Annotated in this window: 16 protein-coding genes and 1 tRNA gene; 13 read left to right on the top strand and 4 right to left on the bottom strand. The window is 64.2% G+C overall.

Going from position 1 to position 16,360, the window contains the following annotated elements; all coding sequences use genetic code 11:
- The first annotated feature begins 1 nt into the window (after position 1).
- The 6 genes from ribD to BN2476_RS09200 all read left to right on the top strand — a co-directional run bounded on the left by ribD (position 2) and on the right by BN2476_RS09200 (position 5,360).
- Positions 2-1,123, top strand: a complete 1,122-nt coding sequence (gene ribD, locus BN2476_RS09225) for a bifunctional diaminohydroxyphosphoribosylaminopyrimidine deaminase/5-amino-6-(5-phosphoribosylamino)uracil reductase RibD (protein WP_087733840.1) — start codon at positions 2-4, stop codon at positions 1,121-1,123.
- 24 nt (positions 1,124-1,147) lie between these two features.
- Complete coding sequence (locus BN2476_RS09220) at positions 1,148-1,762, top strand: riboflavin synthase (RefSeq protein ID WP_087733839.1); 615 nt, start codon at positions 1,148-1,150, stop codon at positions 1,760-1,762.
- Positions 1,763-1,889: 127 nt separating this feature from the next.
- Complete coding sequence (ribBA, locus tag BN2476_RS09215) at positions 1,890-3,026, top strand: bifunctional 3,4-dihydroxy-2-butanone-4-phosphate synthase/GTP cyclohydrolase II (RefSeq protein ID WP_087733838.1); 1,137 nt, start codon at positions 1,890-1,892, stop codon at positions 3,024-3,026.
- A 78-nt stretch (positions 3,027-3,104) separates the two neighbouring features.
- Positions 3,105-3,623, top strand: coding sequence for a 6,7-dimethyl-8-ribityllumazine synthase (gene ribH / locus BN2476_RS09210; RefSeq protein ID WP_087733837.1), 519 nt, complete (start codon positions 3,105-3,107; stop codon positions 3,621-3,623).
- A complete protein-coding gene (gene nusB / locus BN2476_RS09205) occupies positions 3,620-4,057 on the top strand; it encodes a transcription antitermination factor NusB (RefSeq protein WP_087733836.1) in 438 nt (145 codons plus the stop codon). The genes ribH and nusB overlap by 4 nt, the downstream gene beginning before the upstream one ends.
- A gap of 109 nt (positions 4,058-4,166) precedes the next feature.
- A complete protein-coding gene (locus BN2476_RS09200; RefSeq protein WP_087733835.1) occupies positions 4,167-5,360 on the top strand; it encodes a pyridoxal phosphate-dependent aminotransferase in 1,194 nt (397 codons plus the stop codon).
- A gap of 169 nt (positions 5,361-5,529) precedes the next feature.
- On the opposite strand, the gene BN2476_RS09195 is transcribed toward BN2476_RS09200, so the two are convergent.
- Positions 5,530-6,729, bottom strand: coding sequence for a transglycosylase SLT domain-containing protein (locus BN2476_RS09195; RefSeq protein ID WP_087733834.1), 1,200 nt, complete (start codon positions 6,727-6,729; stop codon positions 5,530-5,532).
- Between the two features lie 604 nt (positions 6,730-7,333).
- Here BN2476_RS09195 and BN2476_RS09190 point away from each other — a divergent pair.
- Together BN2476_RS09190 and BN2476_RS09185 are read left to right on the top strand one after the other, a co-directional pair.
- The gene (locus BN2476_RS09190; RefSeq protein ID WP_087733833.1) at positions 7,334-8,908 is read left to right on the top strand and encodes a UbiD family decarboxylase; all 1,575 of its coding nucleotides are present in this window, start codon (positions 7,334-7,336) and stop codon (positions 8,906-8,908) included.
- 133 nt (positions 8,909-9,041) lie between these two features.
- Entirely contained in the window at positions 9,042-9,719 is a 678-nt protein-coding gene (locus tag BN2476_RS09185; RefSeq protein ID WP_087733832.1) for a LysE family translocator, read from the top strand.
- A 71-nt stretch (positions 9,720-9,790) separates the two neighbouring features.
- On the opposite strand, the gene BN2476_RS09180 is transcribed toward BN2476_RS09185, so the two are convergent.
- Both BN2476_RS09180 and BN2476_RS09175 read right to left on the bottom strand, forming a co-directional pair.
- Complete coding sequence (locus BN2476_RS09180; protein WP_087733831.1) at positions 9,791-10,756, bottom strand: threo-3-hydroxy-L-aspartate ammonia-lyase; 966 nt, start codon at positions 10,754-10,756, stop codon at positions 9,791-9,793.
- A gap of 256 nt (positions 10,757-11,012) precedes the next feature.
- Positions 11,013-11,297, bottom strand: a complete 285-nt coding sequence (locus tag BN2476_RS09175; RefSeq protein WP_087733858.1) for a hypothetical protein — start codon at positions 11,295-11,297, stop codon at positions 11,013-11,015.
- An 820-nt stretch (positions 11,298-12,117) separates the two neighbouring features.
- On the opposite strand from BN2476_RS09175, the gene BN2476_RS09165 reads away from it, so the two are divergent.
- From BN2476_RS09165 to trmB, 5 genes are all read left to right on the top strand, one after another.
- Positions 12,118-13,056 carry a Rossmann-like and DUF2520 domain-containing protein gene (locus BN2476_RS09165; RefSeq protein ID WP_087733829.1) on the top strand — a complete coding sequence of 313 codons (939 nt, stop codon included), beginning with the start codon at positions 12,118-12,120 and terminating at the stop codon, positions 13,054-13,056.
- 180 nt (positions 13,057-13,236) lie between these two features.
- Positions 13,237-13,557, top strand: a complete 321-nt coding sequence (locus BN2476_RS09160) for an EthD family reductase (RefSeq protein ID WP_087733828.1) — start codon at positions 13,237-13,239, stop codon at positions 13,555-13,557.
- A gap of 159 nt (positions 13,558-13,716) precedes the next feature.
- Positions 13,717-14,280 carry a YggT family protein gene (locus BN2476_RS09155; RefSeq protein ID WP_087733827.1) on the top strand — a complete coding sequence of 188 codons (564 nt, stop codon included), beginning with the start codon at positions 13,717-13,719 and terminating at the stop codon, positions 14,278-14,280.
- An 82-nt stretch (positions 14,281-14,362) separates the two neighbouring features.
- A tRNA-Gly gene (locus BN2476_RS09150) sits at positions 14,363-14,437 on the top strand.
- A gap of 173 nt (positions 14,438-14,610) precedes the next feature.
- Entirely contained in the window at positions 14,611-15,411 is an 801-nt protein-coding gene (gene trmB / locus BN2476_RS09145; RefSeq protein ID WP_087733826.1) for a tRNA (guanosine(46)-N7)-methyltransferase TrmB, read from the top strand.
- Positions 15,412-15,502: 91 nt separating this feature from the next.
- Here the strand turns inward: trmB and BN2476_RS09140 are convergent, their stop codons facing one another.
- On the bottom strand, positions 15,503-16,339 hold the full coding sequence (locus BN2476_RS09140) for an undecaprenyl-diphosphate phosphatase (RefSeq protein WP_087733825.1): 837 nt from the start codon (positions 16,337-16,339) through the stop codon (positions 15,503-15,505).
- Positions 16,340-16,360: the final 21 nt, after the last annotated feature.

Here is a 16,360-nt window from a genome sequence, read left to right as displayed (position 1 = left end):
GATGTTCTCGCAGACCGATTTCGTCCACATGGAGCGCGCGCTGGCCCTCGCCTGGCGCGGCCTGTACACGACCGACCCGAATCCGCGCGTCGGCTGCGTGCTGGTGAAGAACGGCGAGGTGATCGGCGAAGGCTACACGCAGCCCGCCGGTCACGATCACGCGGAAATCCAGGCGCTGAAGGACGCGCGCAAGCGCGGCAACGATCCGCGCGGAGCGACCGCTTACGTGACGCTCGAACCGTGCAGCCACTTCGGCCGCACGCCGCCGTGCGCGAACGCGCTGATCGAAGCGAAGGTTGCGCGCGTGGTCGCCGCAATGGAAGACCCGAACCCGCGCGTGTCGGGGCGCGGCCTCTCGATGCTGCGCGAAGTGGGCATCGAAGTGCGTTGCGGCCTGCTCGAAACGGAAGCGCGCGAACTGAACATCGGCTTCGTGTCGCGGATGACGCGCGGCCGCCCATGGGTGCGGATGAAGGTGGCGGCATCGCTGGATGGACGCACGGGATTGCCGTCGGGCGAGAGCCAGTGGATCACGAGCGAAGCGGCGCGCAACGACGGGCACGCATGGCGCGCCCGCGCATCGGCGATCCTGACGGGCATCGGCACCGTGAAGGAAGACAATCCGCGCATGACCGTGCGCGCCGTCGATACGCCGCGCCAGCCGCACCGCGTGCTGATCGACAGTCAGCTCGAAGTATCGCCCGATGCGCAGATTCTCGCCGGCGCGCCGACGCTGATCTTCTGCGGCAAGCTCACCCCGCTGCTCGAAGAACGCGCCGCCGCGCTGCACGATCGCGGCGCCGAAATCGTGCAGCTCGCGAACGACAACGGCAAAGTCGACTTGCCGAAGATGCTGGAAGAGCTCGGCAAGCGCGAAGTCAACGAACTGCACGTGGAGGCGGGCTACAAGCTGAACGGGTCGCTGTTGCGCGAAGGCTGTGTAGACGAGCTGCTCGTCTACCTCGCGCCAAGCCTGCTCGGCAACGACTCGATGAGCATGTTCAATCTCGCCGCGCCGGGTTCGCTCGACGCGCGCACGCAACTCGAATTTCATGCCGTGGACCGGATCGGCAGCGACGTGCGGATTCTCGCGCGTCTGATGCCGAAGCCGCCCGGACACTGACCGATAGATATAGGACACAACACGATGTTTACGGGAATCGTCGCGGCTGTCGGCCGCATCGCATCGATCAAGCCGCTCGGCAGCGAACCGGACGCGGGCGTGCGCCTCACCGTCGAAGCGGGCGGCCTCGATCTGGAGGACGTGCAACTGGGCGACAGCATCGCGATCCAGGGCGCGTGCATGACCGTGATCGAAAAAACGTCGACCTCGTTCGACGTGGACGTCTCGCGCGAAAGTCTGAACCGCACGGCGGGCCTTGCCGATACGCGCGAAGTGAACCTGGAAAAGGCGCTGCGCTCGCACGACCGGCTGGGCGGCCACATCGTGTCGGGCCATGTGGACGGCCTCGGCACGGTGACGCGCTTTGCGCGCGTCGGCGAATCGCACGAGCTGCGCGTGCTCGCGCCGCGCGAGATCGGCAAGTATCTGGCGTACAAGGGCTCGATCACCGTGAACGGCGTGAGCCTCACCGTGAATTCGGTGACGGACCGCGACGACGGCTGCGAATTTTCGATCAATCTGATTCCGCATACGGTTGAAGTGACCACGCTGAAGGCGTTGAAGGAAGGCGCGAAGGTGAATCTGGAGATCGACCTGATCGCGCGCTACGTCGAGCGGATGCTCAACGCACCGAAGTAATCTCGCGTTCCAGTCTCGCGTACCTGAGCGCGGCTGAACATTCGTCCGAACGGCATATGCCGTTCGGACGGGCGACTTGCGGGGCGGCGTGGCGTAAAATACGCGCTTTCCCAAACTTCTCGCCAACATGACCCTCGCCTCCACCCTCGAAATCATCGCCGAGCTCAAAGCTGGCCGGATGGTGATTCTTGTCGACGAAGAAGACCGCGAAAACGAGGGCGACCTCGTCATCGCAGCAGAATTCATCACGCCGGAAGCAATCAACTTCATGGCCCGCTACGGCCGCGGCCTGATCTGTCTGACGCTCACTCAGGAACGCTGCAAGCTGCTGAACCTGCCGCTGATGACGCACCGCAACGGCACGCAGTACGGCACGGCGTTCACGGTCAGCATCGAGGCGGCCGAAGGCGTCACGACGGGCATTTCGGCGGCGGACCGCGCGCATACGATCGCCACGGCCGTCGCGGCGAACGCGCGAACCGAAGACATCGTCCAGCCGGGCCATGTGTTTCCGATCATGGCGCAGCCAGGCGGCGTGCTGGTGCGCGCGGGCCACACGGAAGCCGGCTGCGATTTCACGGCGCTCGCGGGCCTCACGCCTGCCGCGGTGATCTGCGAAATCATCAAGGACGACGGCACGATGGCGCGCCTGCCCGACCTGCTGACGTTCGCGCAAGAACACGGCCTGAAGATCGGCACGATCGCCGACCTGATCCACTATCGCAGCCGCACGGAATCGATCGTCGAGCGCGTCTGCGAACGCACGATGCAGACCGTGCACGGCCCGTTCCGCGCGGTGATGTATCTTGACCAGCCGAGCGGCCAGCCGCATATGGCGCTGGTGCGCGGCACGCCCACGCCCGACCGCGAAACGCTGGTGCGCGTGCACGAGCCGCTGTCGGTGCTGGATCTGCTCGAAGTGGGCCGCTCCACGCACTCATGGACGCTCGACGCCGCAATGAAGGAGATCGCCGCGCGCGATCATGGCGTGATCGTGCTGCTCAATTGCGGCGACTCGAAGGATCATCTGATCGACGTGTTCAAGGCATTCGACGAGAAGAGCCGGGCCGAGGCGCTCAAGCGCCGGCCGGTTGACTTCAAGACGTATGGCATCGGCGCGCAGATTCTGCGCGAACTCGGTGTCGGCAAGATGCAGGTGCTGTCGACTCCGCGCAAGCTGGGCAGCATGTCCGGCTACGGGCTCGAAGTGACCGGCTTCGTACCGATGCCGGGCGGCGCGACCGAAAAGCCGCAAAACTGCTGAACGCTTCAACCGCTCTCACGCCAAGTTACCGCTCAGTTTTCGCTAACCTGCGCTCAACCAACACACTACGGACCTCATATGGAAATCGGACAATACCAACCGAATCTCGACGGCGACGGTCTGCGCATCGGCATCGTCCAATCGCGCTTTAATGAACCCGTCTGCAACGGCCTCGCTGACGCGTGCATCGAAGAACTCGAACGCCTCGGTGTAACGGGCGAAGACGTGCTGCTCGTCACCGTGCCGGGCGCGCTGGAAATCCCGCTTGCGCTGCAAAAGCTCGCGGAAAGCGGCCAGTTCGACGCGCTGATCGCGCTCGGCGCGGTCATCCGCGGCGAGACGTATCACTTCGAGCTCGTGTCGAACGAAAGCGGCGCGGGCATCTCTCGCATCGCGCTGGACTTCGGCATCCCCGTCGCAAACGCCGTGCTGACGACCGAAACGGACGAACAGGCCGTCGCGCGCATGACCGAGAAGGGCCGTGACGCGGCGCGCACCGCTGTCGAAATGGCGAACCTCGCGGTCGCGCTCGAACAGCTGGACGGCGACGAGGACGAAGAAGGCGAAGACGAGGACGACGAAGAGGAACGGGCATGAAGAGCGCACGCCGACGCTCCCGCGAACTGGCCACGCAGGGGCTTTATCAGTGGCTGCTGTCGGGTTCGCCGGCAGGTGAAATCGACGCGCAGCTGCGCGGCGCCCAGGGTTTCGACAAGGCCGACCACGAGCATCTGGACGCCATCCTGCATGGTGTGATCCGCGATTCCGAAGCACTGACCGCGGATCTCACGCCGTGCCTCGACCGCCCGATCGACCAGTTGTCGCCCGTCGAACGCGCGGTGCTGCTGGTCGCCGCCTACGAGCTGAAGAATCAGGTCGACATTCCGTATCGCGTCGTGATCAACGAGGCCGTGGAACTGGCGAAGACTTTCGGCGGCGCGGACGGCTATAAATACGTGAACGGTGTGCTCGACAAGCTGTCGGCGAAACTTCGCGTCGCCGAGACGCAAGCGGCCGCTCGCAAGCAGTGAGCGTGGCTGGCATCAGCCATGGCTGATGCAGGCGGGCCCGGTACAACGCCGGCCCGCCTTTGTTTTTTGCGCAGCTGTCCTTGCGCTCTGTTTGAACTGGACTCATCGAATGAACAGCATCACCGAACCCCTCGTGAAACTGGCCGCCCGCGTCGACGCGATCCATCCGTTCTACGTGATGGAACTGGCCAAGGAAGCGGCGCTGCTGGAGCGCGCGGGGCGCGACATCATCCATATGGGTATCGGCGAGCCCGACTTCACGGCGCCGGAACCCGTCATCGCGGCCGCGACGGAGGCGTTGCGGCGCGGCGTCACACAGTACACGAGCGCGCTCGGAATTCATGCGTTGCGCGACGCGATCGCCGGTCACTACAAGCACGCATATGGGCTCGATATCGATCCTGCGCGGATCGTCGTGACGGCGGGAGCGTCGGCGGCGTTGCTGCTGGCGTGCGCGGCGCTCGTCGATCGCGATGACGAAGTGTTGATGCCCGATCCGAGCTATCCATGCAACCGCCATTTCGTCGCCGCCGCCGAGGGTAAGCCGATACTCGTGCCGAGCGGCCCCGCCGAGCGTTTCCAGCTGACGGCAAGCGACGTCGAGCGTCTGTGGAACGAGCGCACACGCGGCGTGTTGCTCGCGTCGCCGTCGAATCCGACGGGCACGTCGATCGAGCCGGCCGAACTGAAGCGTATCGTCGAGACGGTCCGCGCGCGCGGCGGCTTCACGATCGTCGATGAAATCTATCAGGGCTTGAGCTATGACGCGCCGCCCGTGTCGGCCCTTTCGTTCGGCGACGATGTCGTCACCGTCAACAGCTTCTCGAAGTACTTCAACATGACGGGCTGGCGGCTCGGCTGGCTCGTGGTGCCGCCGGCGCTCGTCGGCGCGTTCGAAAAGCTCGCGCAAAATCTGTTCATCTGCGCATCGGCGCTCGCGCAACATGCTGCGCTCGCCTGCTTCGCGCCGGAAACGCTCGCGATCTACGAATCGCGCCGGATGGAGTTCAAGCGCCGCCGCGATTTCATCGCGCCCGCGCTCGAATCGCTGGGCTTCACTGTGCCCGTCATGCCGGACGGCGCGTTCTACGTCTACGCCGACTGCCGCAGCGTCGCGCATCCGGCCGCGGGCGATAGCGCCGCGCTGACCAGAGCGATGCTGCACGATGCGGGCGTCGTTCTCGTGCCGGGCATGGACTTCGGCTCGTACCAGCCGCGCGAGTACATCCGGCTGTCGTACGCGACCGCGTATTCGAAGCTCGAAGAGGCTGTCGAGCGTCTGCGCAAGCTGTTCGGCGGTTGAGGCCGAGCGACGCGGCGCCGCACGCGAGGCGGCGCTCTCGTCGAGCGGGAGAAGCGAACGCCGATGCGGCAGAAACCAGCGAGACAATGACAAAGGGCACCCGAAGGTGCCCTTTCTTTTTGCTCGATCAGCCTGGGTCTATGCGCTGCTTACTGCGCTTGTTACGCGATCAAGCGCCCAGTTCCGGCTGCTGCGCCGCATGCTTTGCTGCATTTGCGCTCGCATCGTCCTGTTCCGAATCCTTGGTCGCCGGCGTCTGCGCCGTCTTCGTCGGGGCAAGCGGATGGCCGTCGAGCGTCACCTGCACGCGCTTGTTCGAAGCATTTGATGTCGCAGCCTGCGTCGAGTTCGACGCCTGCACCGTGGCGGGTGCCTGCGGCGAATTGATCGGCACCTTGCGGCCGCGCGCTACGTCGCGCAGACGCGTACGCTCGGCCATCACCTTCGCGCCGTAGCCGCCGTCGTCCGGCGACGTCGAACCGACGTACAGACGCAGACCGCCCGGCAGCGAGCCGCCGCGCGCGATGCAATCCTTCAGCACGATCGCGCCGACCTTGATGTTCGCGAGCGGCTCGAGCGCCGCGGACTGGCCGCCAAAGTAGCGGAATTTGTCCGAGTGAACGGTCGACATGACCTGCATCAGGCCCTTCGCGCCGACACCGCTCTCCGCATACGGATTGAAGCCCGATTCGATTGCCATCACGGCGAGCAGCAGCAGCGGATCGAGACCGACTTCGCGGCCCGTGTCGAATGCGGCCTTCACGAGCTCGCTGACGGGCTCCTGCGCGACGCGATAGCGGCGCGAGAGGAAGGACGAGACGAGGTCCTGCTCACGCGTGGAAATCAGCACGCGGTCGTCGCGGGCATCCGCCGACACGCGTTGCGACGGAATCATCGAAGCGATCGTGCTCACGCTCGGTAGCGTGCGCGGATCGAGTCCGTTCAGCGCGGCCGACGAAAGGCCCGTGCTGGCCGGAGCTGAAAAACCGGAGTTGTCGCCCGCAATGCTGAAGCCGGCGTCAGCGGCCTTGGCCGGGCCGTTGGCGTTGTCTCCCGTATTCGACGACGTCGAGAGCGTATCGTCCTGAGGCGCCGCGTTGCCGCGCTGTTGCGGGGCGAACGACGGCAGCGGATTGCCCTGCAGCAGACGAGCGGGGCCAGCCTGCACGGCGGCCGAGATGAAGGGCATCAGCCGCGTAGCCAGCATCAGGCGCCAGCCGGGCATCAGCCACAGCGAGAGTGCGAACAGAACAGCGAACCCGCCGACTACGCTGAATAGGTGATGACTCAAACGCGTCCCCTGACGCAGCGCGCCGCGCATGACCTGCGCGATCCGCTCGTTGGGACGCCACGATAACCAGGCGTTCATTCAGATCTCCCATGTTGCTGGCAATGCGAACGCCGTAAAAACGACCGGCTTGGGACTGCTGTTCGCAAAACCAAGACGCCGCGTGCTCTGGTTAAGGCGACGACGACGTCGGGAAAACGGCAAAAAGTACCGTTGGGGAGCCAAAATCTTGAAAAGCGCCGCCTGCATGCCAAAAAGCACGCATTCGTTGGCTCCCACGCGAAAAACCAGCGTCGAAGTGCGCTGGTGGAGACTACTTATGACCGTCAATACCGTGCAGGGGTCGGTAAGGGTGACGCGTTGCGTCTGAGGACCGGGGGACGGTGGTAAAAACTATCAATTCCCTGCAACCAATGTGACCGGATTCTAACAGGGTTTTATAGATCGTCAACACTATAAAAGGCCAAATTTATAACTAATTGTAATTATGAACGGTGTTCAGGGAGCGCAATCCCTCTGCGGAAGGGCTTTTCCAGCCGATCGGCATTTTCGCTATTCAGCGTGCGCTTCCTAACGCATGTAAAATCGACAATCCGTTCGGCATGGCGGTGCATTGCTGCGCCGCCTGCTCTCGCCACTGTTTTCAGCTCTTGCATCCGCCGCTTCGCGGCCGCCAACCGGACCGATGAAATACAAAGACCTGCGTGACTTCGCGAGCCGCCTCGAATCGCTCGGCGAGCTGCGCCGTATCTCGCAAAACGTGTCGCCCGTCCTGGAAATGACCGAGCTGTGCGACCGCGTGCTGCGCGCCGGCGGCCCGGCGCTGCTGTTCGAGTCGAAGCAGCGCCATGCGTTCCCGGTGCTCGGCAATCTGTTCGGCACGCCGCGGCGCGTCGCGCTGGGCATGGGCATCGATGCCGCGCAGGGCGACGCGGGCAGCGATCAGGCGTCGCTGGAGTCGCTGCGCGATGTCGGGCGTCTGCTGTCGGCGTTGAAGGAGCCAGATCCGCCCAAAGGCCTCAAGGACGCGGGCAAGCTGCTGTTGCTCGCGAAGGCGGTCTGGGACATGGCGCCGAAGACCGTCATCGCCGCGCCCTGCCAGGAAATCGTCTGGGAAGGCAGCGACGTCGATCTCGCGAAGCTCCCCGTTCAGACCTGCTGGCCAGGCGACGCCGGTCCGTTGATCACATGGGGCCTCACCGTCACGCGCGGCCCGAACAAGACGCGCCAGAACCTGGGCATCTATCGCCAGCAGGTGATCGGCCGGAACAAGGTCATCATGCGGTGGCTCGCTCATCGCGGCGGCGCACTCGACTTCCGCGAATTCGCGCTCAAGAACCCGGGCAAGCCGTATCCCGTCGCCGTCGTGCTCGGCGCCGATCCGGCGACGATCCTCGGCGCTGTCACGCCCGTACCCGATACGCTGTCCGAATACCAGTTCGCCGGCCTGCTGCGCGGCGGCCGCACGGAGCTCGCGAAGTGCATCACGCCGGGCGTCGACACGCTGCAGGTGCCCGCGCGCGCGGAGATCGTGCTCGAAGGCTTCATCTATCCGCGGCAAGGCGAGCCGACGCCCGCGCCGGATGGAGCGCCGCCGCGTCCGTCGAAGGGCGCGAGCGCCGCTTACGAGCATGCGCTCGAAGGCCCGTATGGCGATCACACCGGCTACTACAACGAACAAGAGTGGTTCCCCGTCTTCACGATCGAGCGCATCACGATGCGCCGCGACGCGATCTATCACTCCACTTACACGGGCAAGCCGCCCGACGAGCCCGCCGTGCTCGGCGTGGCGCTGAACGAAGTGTTCGTGCCGCTGCTGCAGAAGCAGTTCGCCGAGATCACCGACTTCTATCTCCCGCCCGAAGGCTGCAGCTACCGGATGGCGATCGTGCAGATGAAGAAGAGCTATCCGGGCCACGCGAAGCGGGTGATGTTCGGCGTGTGGAGCTTCCTGCGGCAGTTCATGTATACGAAGTTCATCGTCGTCGTGGATGAGGACGTGAACATCCGCGACTGGAAGGAAGTGATCTGGGCGATCACGACGCGCATCGATCCGTCGCGCGATACGGTGCTTGTCGATCGCACGCCGATCGACTATCTGGATTTCGCGTCGCCCGTCGCGGGGCTCGGTTCGAAGATGGGTCTCGACGCGACCAACAAATGGCCGGGCGAAACCGACCGCGAATGGGGCCGACCGATCGTGATGGACGACGCCGTGAAGGCGCGCATCGACGGTCTGTGGAACGAGCTCGGTCTGTGAGTTGCGCGGTTCGCGAACCTGAACTCAGCGTCAGGACTTTGAAGCACTCAGGTTCGCGGAACCGCGACGGCGAAGCGTCGTTCGCATCCGCGTCGCCTTGAACCACAACAATTCATTCTGAGCGGTCGGTCGGATGCATAGCTTGTCGATGTTGTCGGACGGTTTTTTTCTGTCGCTGTCGTTGTGCCTCGATATCGGTCTCGTCAACGTCGCGATCATTTCGCTGACGTTGTCACATGGCTTCAGGCCCGGCTTCTGGCTCGGCCTCGGTTCCTGTTTCGGCGATCTGATTTACGCGGCGCTCGCCCTCGCGGGCATGGCGGCGCTGTTGCAATTCGAGTCGGTGCGCTGGGTCGTCTGGATCGGCGGCGCGGCGATTCTGCTCTTCCTCACGTGGAAGATGGCGCGCGAAGCGTTGTTTCCCGCGTCCGCGCCGCCCGTCGAAGGCGAAGCCGACGTTTCGATGCCGCATCTCGACCCGAAGCGCGGCTTCCTGCGCGGCGTGTTGCTCGCCATCTCTTCCCCAAGCGCGATCCTGTGGTTCGCGGCCGTGGGCGGCGCACTGATCGCCAAAGCAGGCGCGACGTCGGTAACGACGGCACCCGTGTTTCTCGGCGGCTTTTTCCTGGGCGGTCTGTGCTGGACGCTCTTCGTATGCGGGCTCGCGAGTCATGGACGCAAGCGCGCGGGCACGGGCCTGCTGCGAGTCTGTCACGTACTGTCGGCGTTACTGTTCGCCTATTTTTCGTACAGCGTGATCATCAACGGATACCGCGATCTGATCGTGCAGACCGCGCACGCGGCGAGCTGACCCGGCGCGCGTCCCATGCGTCGATGCCGCTGACGATATAGAAGCCATACCGTCAGCGTTGCCTCGAAGCCTCAGCGCAAGAACTCGCCGAGCCGCTGCAGATCCACGTTCCCGCCGCTGATCAACACGCCGACGCGCTTGCCTTCGACGGGCACCACTTTCTCCAGCACGGCCGCCGCCGCGAGACACCCAGTCGGCTCGACGACGATCTTCATGCGCTGCGCGAAGAATTTCATCGTGTCGACGAGTTGCGCGTCGCTCACCGTCACGATCTGCTCGACGTTGCGCTTGATGATCGGAAAGTTGTAGTTGCCCAGATGCGTGGATGCCGCGCCGTCGGCGATCGTATGCGGCACGTCGATATGCACGACTTCGCCTTTTGCGAGCGACTGCTGGCCATCGTTGCCCGCCTCCGGCTCGACGCCGATCACCCGGCACTGCGGACTCAGCGCCGCCGCCGACAACGCGCTGCCCGCGAGCAGCCCGCCGCCGCCCAGACAGACGAATAGAAAGTCGAGCGGCCCCGTTTCGTCAATCAGTTCCTTCACCGCGGTGCCCTGCCCCGCGATCACGTGCGGATGGTCGTACGGCGGAATCAGCGTCATGCCGCGCTCCTGCGCGAGACGCCGGCCAATCTCTTCGCGGTTTTCCTTGTAGCGGTCATAGGTGATGACTTCGCCGCCATAGCCTTTCGTCGCGGCGACCTTGGCGGCGGGCGCGTCGTGCGGCATCACGATCGTCGCGTGAATCCCGGCGAGCCGCGCCGACAGCGCGATGGCTTGCGCATGATTGCCCGATGAATACGTCAGCACGCCTGCCGCGCGTTGCTCGGCATCGAAGTGGGAAATCGCGTTGTACGCGCCGCGAAACTTGAACGCGCCCATGCGCTGGAAGTTTTCGCTTTTGAAGAAGAGCGATGCGCCCGTGCGCTCGTTCGCCGTGGTCGACGTGAGCACCGGCGTGCGATGCGCGATGCCTTCGATGCGCTGGGCGGCGTCGACGACATCTTCGTAGGTGGGAGCGGACAACGCATGCATGGGCGAATGACTCCAAGGCTTGAGAAAGCGCTTATTCTCCCAGCTTCCGCGATGTGCGTGCATACCGGACGCACTGGATGTGTAGGCCGAATCGCCCGAAGGGCATAGGCCAAAGTCATAAGCAACTCAAGTCAGAAGCCGCAAAGTCATAGGCTGGAATGCAAACGGCGCAACGCGGCGTCGAGCCGGCGTTGCGCCGTTGTACAGGTTGGCGCGCGCAGCGGTTGAACTGCGCGGCGCGAAAATCAGTGCCGCGTTAATACCGATAGTACGGACGACCCCAGTACCCGTGGCGATAGTACGGACGGTGATAACCGTAGTACCCGCCCACTACGACAGGCGGCGCATAGACGACGGGCGGCGGCGGTGCATAGACCACGGGCGGCGGCGCGTAATACACAGGCGGGGGCGCCGCATAGACGGGATAGGCGGGATAGGCGGGCACACCAATGCCGATGCCCACCGAAACGTGAGCCTGAGCCGCAGTGGTCAATCCAACCCCGAGTACGGCAGCGGCGATAAACGGAACGATCTTCTTCACTTGTATTTCTCCTGGCGGCGCGGCCAGTTCTTGACCGGGTCGCATGACGGACATGCTGTCATTTCAATGTATCGAAAAAGCCCGCACGCCGTAGTCTGCATTTGTTGCAAATTGCAATTGCGGGAAAGCGGTTCGTCAGCCGGGGCTTTCCATGCGCCGGTTACATGGCGTTCGCGGGGTCGAAAATCAACGGGTTTGCCGGCAATCCGCTCTCGATCGGGCAACTTGACCGCGTCTGCCGATCGCACCTCACGCGCTTCGGTAATCTTTGATTACAAATTCGCGCCGCGCCGTTGCTGGCGCGCGTCACAGAGCGTTCGACGCGCCTGCGTCTCCAACGAAAAACGCCTGGCGACTAGCCAGGCGTTTTGCGTGATCCGATACGAGTGAACATCAACCGACCTTCACATAAGTGAATTCGCGGGTGACGTTCGGCGGTACGTACGCACCACTGATCTTGACCCGAGGGCTGAGGCGCTTCCTCTGATCCCACCAGCAGCGGCGTTGAGAATGCGTGAGGAACCGTAAGTGCTTTCGGTAAGAAAAGATACTCATCGTGACCTCCCGAATCTGACTGCGAGACATTAAAAACCAGGGTGACTGCTCATCCACTCCTACGGAAATCGCTAAGCAGTTTTCGCGCCTGTTTGCTCGTACCCTGCTTTCGTGCGCCGCGCCAACGGCACCGGGAGTGCCAGTTGACCTCGAAATGCAGGTCTGCATGCGCCCAAACCACCTATGAAAGCCGCCAGTTCTCGCCCGCGATTATTGGAGCGCGATACTCCAGCTTCCTTCTTCAGTCCCGTCGGGAGCAGGAAACATGTCCCAGCCCTCCCTGCCGCGCCTTGGTTTCGTCGGCGCGGGCCGGATTGCGCGGTGTCTTGCGCTCGGCTTCGCACGCGCCGGGTATCCCGTCACGGCCATCGCGAGCCGGACGCCGGATTCGGCACGGCGGCTCGCCAGTCAGATCGGATTCTGCGCCGCGTATGACGACCTCCAGCGGGTCGTCGAGTCGGCGGACATACTCTTTTTAACCGTCCCCGATGACAGCATCGGTACGACAGCGAACACACTCGACTTCTCCTGCCATGCGACGCCGGCGAGAGGAGCGTGGGCCGTCGTGCATTGCAGCGGTGCGTCGCCCGTCGAACTGCTTGTCCCGGCTCGGGACCAGGGCGCGTCGATCGGCGGTTTTCATCCACTTTACCTGTTCAGCGGCGATTTGACAGATGTCAATCGCATCGCCGGCTGCTCCGTGACGATCGAAGCCGAGGGCGCGCTCAAGGACGATCTGATAGCGCTCGCCGCCGCGCTGCACTGCCATCCGCTGTCGATTCCGCCAGGCAGCCGCCTGCTTTATCACGCGGCCGCACATTACGCCGCCAGCTTCGCCTTATGCAGTCTGGCTGAGAACCTGAACCTGTGGCGCAAGCTGGGATTCGACGAAAACGACGCGCTGCGCGCGCCTCTGCCGATGATGGCCTGCACGCTCGAAACGGCGCGCGACAGAGGGCTCGCCAACGCGTTGGCGGGACCGGTTTCACGCGGCGACATGGGCGTGGTGGAAAAGCAACTGTCGCTGATGGAACAACCCGGCGGCGATCACGCGGCGCTTTTCGGGCTGATGTCGCGACGGGCGGTGGCGCTCGCGCGCGCCCGGGCGACGCCGCCCGCCGCCATTGATGCAATCGGCGCGGCCGTCGAACGGTCGCTCAGCCGTACGCTGAAAGGCGCGGCGACAGGTGCAAGCGCCGAGTAAGCCGTGATAATGTGACGACCGGCATCAGCGGGACTACGACGACTTGCGTGCCTCCATCGGAGTCGCAGGCCAGGTCGCGGCCGGTCTCGCCAGCACGACCAGGACCAACACGCGCGCAACGACGCGATCAGGCGCACGGCGCCTTACCCGCGCTTCGTGACCAACCGACGAGAACGCACAATGATCAAGGTCAGCATCCTCTATCCGTATCGGGAAGGCGGACGTTTCGACATCGACTATTACTGCGGCACGCATATGCCGCTCGCCGCCAGGCTGTTCGGCGCATCGCTGAAGGGCTGGTCGGTCGATGCCGGCATCAACGCCGGCCCGCCGGGCACGCCGCCGCCGTTCGTGGCCGCAGGGCATTTTCTGTTCGATACCGTCGAGGCGTTTTACGCGGTCTTTAAACCCGCCAGCGACACACTGCTCGCCGACATTCCCAACTACACGGACGGCGGCAACGGCACAATCCTGATCAGCGAAGTCAAGGTCGCCGTCTGACGCGGCCGTCCGCGCAGCGCCGCCGCGAGCGGCATGCGCAAGCATTCTGGCGAGCCGCGCGGCGTACGGCGCGCGCTCGGTGTTTCCAGCCGTCCGCCGGCTTGCCGGCGCCATGCGTCCCGCTTCGCGCGAGACGTCTTCTGAAGGAAAGGACCCACGATGTTCGGCGATATCGCCCGTTTTCTGCTCAATACCATCTTCACGCTGTTCGGCGCGGCCCTGCTGCTGCGCGCGTGGCTCCAGTTCGTGCGCATGCAGCCGTACAACCCGGTGTCGAGCGCCGTGCTGCAAGTGACGAACTGGCTCGTGCTGCCGCTGCGCAAGATCATTCCGGGTGTGCGCGGCATCGACTGGGCGAGCATCGTCGCTGCGCTGATCACGTCGATCGTCTACGTGGTGCTGATGGTGGTGATCGTCGGCGTCGATCCGCTGGGGCTGATGCCGTCGCTTCTGATCGTCGCGCTACTGACCGTCGTCAAGTGGGCGTTGAACCTGCTGATCTGGCTGACGATCCTGATGGCGCTGCTGTCGTGGCTCAATCCCCGCTCGCCCGCAATGCCGATCCTGTATGAGCTGACCGCCCCGTTTCTCGACCCGCTGCGCAAGATCATGCCGCGCCTGGGCGGCATCGATCTTTCGCCGATTCTGCTGTTCGTGATCGTGCAGGTGCTGCTGATGGTCGTGACGCGGGCTGCCGTGTCGCTGACGCTGTTCGGCATCTGACCGGTTCGTGTCTCCGTGCCGGGCGCGTGCGTGCCCGGCGATTTGCCCAAATCCGCCGAAACCGCGTAAAATGGCGCGCTCTGCGGGCGTCGTATAATGGCTATTACCCTAGCTTCCCAAGCTAGAGACGTGGGTTCGATTCCCATCGCCCGCTCCACTTTCAGCCGCTCCCTCTGCCGCGCAATGATCGGGCAGAGAGACGAGGCGGAGAATCCAGCGTGAGAGCCGCCTCCATGAAGGCGGCTTTTTTGTAGTGCGCTGTCTGTCAAAGAAACGCGCCCGCCGTCACGCCCGGCCGTTCCCGCCCCCACACCCTTGTCTTCATCCACGATGATTCACGATCCGAACGAAGCCGGTCTGCCGCGCGATACTTCACAGATTTCCAGCGACGACACTCCGTCCGCGGCCGCCGAAAGCCCGGAAACATCGGACGCCGCCGCGCCGCAAGAAGCGCTGCACCTGCGCCGCATCCGCAGCTTCGTGACGCGCGCAGGCCGTGTGTCGACGGGCCAGCGCCGCGCAATGGACGAGCTCGGCCCGCGCTTCGTCGTGCCGTACGCGCCCGAGCAGCCGGACTGGGACGCCGTGTTCGGCCGCCGCGCACCGCGCATTCTGGAGATCGGTTTCGGCATGGGCGCGACGACGGCCGAAATCGCCTCGCACCGTCGCGACGACGATTTCCTCGGCGTCGAAGTGCACGAACCGGGCGTCGGCGCGCTGCTGAAGCTGATGGGCGAGCAGAACCTGTCGAATATCCGCATCGTCCAGCACGACGCTGTCGAAGTGCTGGAGAACATGATCGCGCCGCAGAGTCTGGACGGCGTGCACATCTTCTTCCCCGATCCGTGGCACAAGGCACGCCATCACAAGCGGCGTCTGATCCAGCGGAAGTTCGTCGCGCTGCTGGTGTCGCGCATGAAGCCGGGCGCGTACATTCACTGCGCGACCGACTGGCAGAACTACGCGGAACAGATGCTCGAAGTGCTCGGCGCGGAGCCCGCGCTGGAGAACACCGCCGACGATTACGCGCCGCGTCCCGATTATCGTCCCGTGACGAAGTTCGAAAAGCGCGGCCTGCGACTCGGACACGGCGTGTGGGATCTGATTTACCGGCGCCGCGCGGACGCCTGAACGACGCTGGCGGAAGCAAAAACAGAAACGGCCTGCCGTTCATGAACGGCAGGCCGTTTTCATTTGCAACGCGCCGATCCCGGCCGCAGCGTCAATCCGCCCAGCTCAATCCGCCGCTGTAGCCGATCAGCAGGATCAGCAAGCCGAAGCCAATCCGATACCACGCGAACGCGCTGAAATCGTGCGCTGCGATATAGCGCAGCAGCCAGCGCACGCACGCAAACGCGCTGACGAACGCCGCGAGAAAGCCGAGCGAAAAAAGCCCGAGCGCGTCAGACGACAGCGCCTGCCAATCCTTGTGCAGCTCGTACACAGTCGCGCCGAAGATGATGGGTATCGCGAGGAAGAACGAGAACTCGGTCGCGACGCGCCGGTCGAGCCCGAACAGCATGCCGCCGATGATCGTCGAGCCCGAGCGCGACATGCCCGGAATCAGCGCGAAGCATTGCGCGAAACCGACCTTGAGCGCGTCGAGCGGGCTCAGGTCGTCCATCGAATGCACGCGCGGCTGAAGGTCTTGCCGGCTTCGCTGGCGCGACTCGACCCACAGAATCACCACGCCGCCCACGACGAGCGCAAACGCGACGGGCACGGGCGAAAACAGCACGGCCTTGATGGCCTTCTCGAACAGCAGGCCGAGCACGATGGCGGGAATCGTCGCGATGATCACGTTCAGCGTGAAGCGGCGCGCGTCGGGCCGCGTCGCGAGTCCAGCCACGACATTGCCGATTCGCTGACGGTACTCCCAGCACACGGCGAGAATCGCGCCGAGCTGGATCACGACGTCGAAAGTCTTTTCCTGCGGCGTGTCGAAATTCAGCAGACTGCCGGCAACAATCAGATGGCCCGTGCTCGATACGGGCAAGAATTCCGTCAAGCCTTCGACGATGCCGAGAATCAGCGCTTTCAGTGTGAGTATCCAGTCCATCCGTGGCCCTCTTCGTTGGGG

It is taken from the genome of Paraburkholderia piptadeniae (assembly GCF_900007165.1).
In the GTDB taxonomy this organism is placed as follows: domain Bacteria; phylum Pseudomonadota; class Gammaproteobacteria; order Burkholderiales; family Burkholderiaceae; genus Paraburkholderia; species Paraburkholderia piptadeniae.
This window is presented reverse-complemented; position numbering and strand designations above follow the sequence as displayed.

Coding starts and splice junctions, on each gene's coding strand:
- ribD (WP_087733840.1), top strand. CDS start 2: ATGTTCTCGCAGACCGATTTCGTCCACATGGAGCGCGCGCTGGCCCTC.
- BN2476_RS09220 (WP_087733839.1), top strand. CDS start 1,148: ATGTTTACGGGAATCGTCGCGGCTGTCGGCCGCATCGCATCGATCAAG.
- ribBA (WP_087733838.1), top strand. CDS start 1,890: ATGACCCTCGCCTCCACCCTCGAAATCATCGCCGAGCTCAAAGCTGGC.
- ribH (WP_087733837.1), top strand. CDS start 3,105: ATGGAAATCGGACAATACCAACCGAATCTCGACGGCGACGGTCTGCGC.
- nusB (WP_087733836.1), top strand. CDS start 3,620: ATGAAGAGCGCACGCCGACGCTCCCGCGAACTGGCCACGCAGGGGCTT.
- BN2476_RS09200 (WP_087733835.1), top strand. CDS start 4,167: ATGAACAGCATCACCGAACCCCTCGTGAAACTGGCCGCCCGCGTCGAC.
- BN2476_RS09195 (WP_087733834.1), bottom strand. CDS start 6,729: ATGAACGCCTGGTTATCGTGGCGTCCCAACGAGCGGATCGCGCAGGTC.
- BN2476_RS09190 (WP_087733833.1), top strand. CDS start 7,334: ATGAAATACAAAGACCTGCGTGACTTCGCGAGCCGCCTCGAATCGCTC.
- BN2476_RS09185 (WP_087733832.1), top strand. CDS start 9,042: ATGCATAGCTTGTCGATGTTGTCGGACGGTTTTTTTCTGTCGCTGTCG.
- BN2476_RS09180 (WP_087733831.1), bottom strand. CDS start 10,756: ATGCATGCGTTGTCCGCTCCCACCTACGAAGATGTCGTCGACGCCGCC.
- BN2476_RS09165 (WP_087733829.1), top strand. CDS start 12,118: ATGTCCCAGCCCTCCCTGCCGCGCCTTGGTTTCGTCGGCGCGGGCCGG.
- BN2476_RS09160 (WP_087733828.1), top strand. CDS start 13,237: ATGATCAAGGTCAGCATCCTCTATCCGTATCGGGAAGGCGGACGTTTC.
- BN2476_RS09155 (WP_087733827.1), top strand. CDS start 13,717: ATGTTCGGCGATATCGCCCGTTTTCTGCTCAATACCATCTTCACGCTG.
- trmB (WP_087733826.1), top strand. CDS start 14,611: ATGATTCACGATCCGAACGAAGCCGGTCTGCCGCGCGATACTTCACAG.
- BN2476_RS09140 (WP_087733825.1), bottom strand. CDS start 16,339: ATGGACTGGATACTCACACTGAAAGCGCTGATTCTCGGCATCGTCGAA.